Origin of the sequence: Saccharopolyspora sp. (assembly GCF_017434145.1) — a bacterium.
GTDB classification, from domain to species: domain Bacteria; phylum Actinomycetota; class Actinomycetes; order Mycobacteriales; family Pseudonocardiaceae; genus Saccharopolyspora_C; species Saccharopolyspora_C galaxeae.
Genome location: NZ_JAFRFW010000940.1, coordinates 1 through 3,520, shown reverse-complemented (window position 1 = coordinate 3,520; position 3,520 = coordinate 1). Strand labels below are relative to the sequence as shown.

The following is a 3,520-nucleotide window of genomic DNA, read 5'->3' as shown; positions in this document are numbered from 1 at the left end:
GAAATTGCGAACCTGCTTCCACTGCTCGCAGGTGTACCTCGGGCCGGAAGACGCCACGCGGTGCGAGAAGTTCCACGAAGGCGGGGATTCCCGATGACTGCGCGCGGATGGACGTGGATGACTTCGGTGCTGGAGTCGGCATGGCACCTCGTCCCGGAGTGGTTCGAGACGTTCCGAGCGCCTTGCGCATGCGGGCATTTCGTCACCGGACCGGTGCATCGGCGGCTGGCCGAGAACCCGCCCGCCACCGAGTCCCGATGCCGAGCCTGCGTCCGCGCCGCTGAAGAATCCCCCGACATGGCGCGGAAACCACCCTCCCCCGAACGCCCGGCCCAACCGGGCGAGATCCGGTGGCCGACCACCCCTCCCAGGACGGCCGCCTGAACCGGGGCGGCGCCGGCTCCCCTCCCCCCCCGGCGCCGCCCCGCCCCCGACCTTGAGCGAACGGACCGTTTGACCAATCTATTGGGACCAACAGTCCGTTCACTCCACCCAACCCCGCTCCGTAGCGGGCGCCAGCTCCGAGCGAACGGACCGTTTGACCAATCTATTGGGACCAACAGTCCGTTCACTCGGACAGGACCCGCGCGACTGTGGCGAAGTTGGGCGTGCCACTGTTGCTAGCACAGGTGTGTTAGTTTGGTGCGGTGGTACGCACGATCGATCAGGAGGCGCGGCGGCGGGTCATCGTCGACGCGGTGTGGCGGACGTTGGACCGCGGTGGGCTGGAAGAGGCATCGGTGCGGAAGGTGGCGGCCGAATCGGGGCTGGCCACCGGATCGGTCCGGCACTTCTTCGGCACTCAGGCCGAACTGCACGAGTTCGCGCTGCGCTCGCTCTCGGACCGGGTCAGCGAGCGGGTGCGCCAGGCGGCCGAGGAGCCGGACGTGCGGCAACGGGTGCTCGCGATGCTCGGCGAACTGATGCCGCTGCGCGACGACACCGCCCGGGAGCTGAGCATTTGGCTGGAGTTCGTGCATCGCGCCCGGTTCGACCCGGCCCTCGCGGCCGCCGTGGCGCAGCAAGCCGCCGAGGTGCGCGAGTTCCTGCGGCACGTCGTGCGGGGTTTGGGAGAACTCGGCCAGCTCGCGCCCGATGCCGACTACGAACACGCGGCGGCCGGGCTCAACGCCTTCGTGGACGGGCTGACCTTCGAGCTGCTGACCGCTCCGGCGCTGCTCACCCGGCAGCAGGCCGTCGAGTTGCTGGAGCACTACCTGTTCGGCGCCGCTCGCTGAACACCTACAACTGGGGAGTAATCGCAATGATCGCAGCCATTTTCGCCGCTGAGGCGGCGTTCTGGGTGTTCCTGGTGGCCGGTCTCGCCGCCCGCTACCTCGCGCGGCAGGAACGGCTGAGCAGCTGGTTGCTGCGCTGTGTCCCGCTGGTGGACGTCGTGCTGGTCGCACTGGTCGCCGTCGACCTGGCTCGCGGTGCGGAACCAACGCAGGCGCACGCCCTCGCGGCCGTCTACTTGGGATTCACCGTTGCCTTCGGTCACGCCACCATTTCCTGGGCCGACGCCAGGTTCCGGTACTGGTTCAACCGCGGCCCGAAGCCGGACAAGCCCGCGAAGGGGTCGCGGGCGGAAGTTCTGGCGCTGTGGCGGGAATGGCTGCGCGTGCTGCTGGCCTCCGCGATCGCCTCCGCGCTGCTGCTGGTGATGTTGGCGATCGACGGCTCCATCGTGCCCGGGTCGGCCGCGGAGGCCTCGCAACATCCATATTGGAGCATGATGTCGATGCTCGGAATCGTGACCGCAATCTGGTTCCTCGCCGGACCCGCCTTCGCCGGAAGGGGCCGAGTCGAAACCGACGCGACGCGCTGAGCCTCCGGTCGCCGGTCCCGGCCCGCCCACGAGCCGGGACCGGACAGTCCGCCGCGGCACGAGTCCGCAAGACCGCACGCCGGACTGCACACGCAGCGACAGGGACTCAGTCCCGCAACGCGGCCCGCAGCAGTTCGATCGGATGATGGGCCTCGCGCGGAGTCCCGTGCGCGATCTGCTGACGGCAGGAGACACCGGTGGCGGCGACGATCGTGGTGGCAGGTTCAGCCGTGACAGCCGGGAACAACCGGTCGGAACCCACGGTCATCGACAGCTCGTAGTGCTCCGCCTCGAAACCGAAAGAGCCCGCCATGCCGCAACATCCGGCGTCCAGCTCCACCACCTCGGCCCCGGGGATACGCCGCAGCAGCTCGACGGTCGCCGAGGTGCCGACCTCAGCTTTCTGATGGCAGTGTCCGTGGAAGACGACTTTCCTCGCCGCGGGCCAGGAATCCGCCGATAGCTCCAGGTCTCCGGCGTCGATGGCTTCGGACAGCACTTCTTCGAGCTGTCGCACCCGGCCCGCAACATCCCGTGCCGCGCCGGAGTCCGGCAGCATGGACAGCGTTTCGTCCCGCAAGGTCAGCACGCAGGAAGGCTCGCAACCGACGATCGGCGCGTCCGAATCGGACAGTCGCGACACCAGGTCTTGCGCCTTGCGCTGCGCATCGTCGACGAGACCTTTCGACAGGCTCGACCTGCCGCAGCAGCCCTCGGTGACCAGCCGGACCTCGTAACCGGCTCGCTCCAGCAGGTCGACAGCGGCCTTGCCGATGGCCGGTTCGGTGTAGGTGGTGAACGAGTCCGCCAGGAACAAGATCGGGCCGCGAGGAGCGGACTCGGGCCGCGCGCGTTCGCGGAACCAGGAGCCGAGGTTGCGCCGCTCGAACCGCGGCAACGGCCGGTTCGCCGTGATGCCGAGCAGCCGCTGCATCGCCTTGCGCAGCAACGGAATCCGGCCGGGCAGGTTCGACAGCGGAGCCGTCGCCGACCCCAGCCTGTTCAGCGCGCGGATCGACCCGAACACGCGAGAACGCAACGGCACCCCGTGCTCGTCGTGGTAGTGCGACAGCGTTTCGCTCTTGAGCTTCGCCATGTCCACACCCAGCGGGCACTCGCTCTTGCACGCCTTGCACATCAGACACAGGTCCAGCACCTCGTGCAGCCGCTCATCTCCCAACGCCGCCTTCGGATCGGGCTCCGACAGCGCCTTGACCAGGGCGTTGGCGCGCCCCCGCGTCGAGTCCTCCTCGCGCGTGGTGGCCATGTAGGACGGACACATCGCACCGCTGGTGCTTTTCCGGCACACCCCGATGTTCATGCACCGATCCGCCGAGCCGCGCATTCCGCCGACCACCTCGAACGACAACCGCGGCCGGAACGGTCCCGGCTCCGGCAATGCCGCGTCGCGCAGGTTGTCGGTCATCGACGGCGCCTCGACGATCTTGCCGGAATTCAGCGTTCCGGCCGGGTCGAAGAGTCGCTTGACCCGGCACATCGCCTCGTACAGCTCGTCGCCGAAAATCTCGCGGTTGAACTCGCTGCGCGCCAGGCCGTCGCCGTGCTCGCTGGAGTTCACCCCGCCGTAGGCCGTCACCAGCGATTTCACCTCTTCGGCCACGGCGCGCATCTTCTCCGTCTCGCCCGGCTCCGCAAGGTCGACGAACGGGCGGATGTGCAGGCATCCCACCG

3 protein-coding genes are annotated in these 3,520 nt (G+C 68.6%); 2 read left to right on the top strand and 1 reads right to left on the bottom strand.

Annotation, left to right across the window (positions count from 1 at the left end; genetic code table 11):
• Nucleotides 1-647 precede the first annotated feature (647 nt).
• Together IJH84_RS25370 and IJH84_RS25365 are read left to right on the top strand one after the other, a co-directional pair.
• A complete protein-coding gene (locus IJH84_RS25370) occupies nt 648-1,238 on the top strand; it encodes a TetR family transcriptional regulator C-terminal domain-containing protein (protein WP_295149848.1) in 591 nt (196 codons plus the stop codon).
• Between the two features lie 26 nt (nt 1,239-1,264).
• Nucleotides 1,265-1,828: a hypothetical protein gene (locus tag IJH84_RS25365; protein WP_295149847.1), complete on the top strand. Its 564-nt coding sequence runs from the start codon at nt 1,265-1,267 to the stop codon at nt 1,826-1,828.
• 106 nt (nt 1,829-1,934) lie between these two features.
• Here IJH84_RS25365 and IJH84_RS25360 read toward each other — a convergent pair.
• On the bottom strand, nt 1,935-3,520 hold a 1,586-nt coding region (locus IJH84_RS25360; protein WP_295149846.1), incomplete at its 5' end, for an FAD-linked oxidase C-terminal domain-containing protein.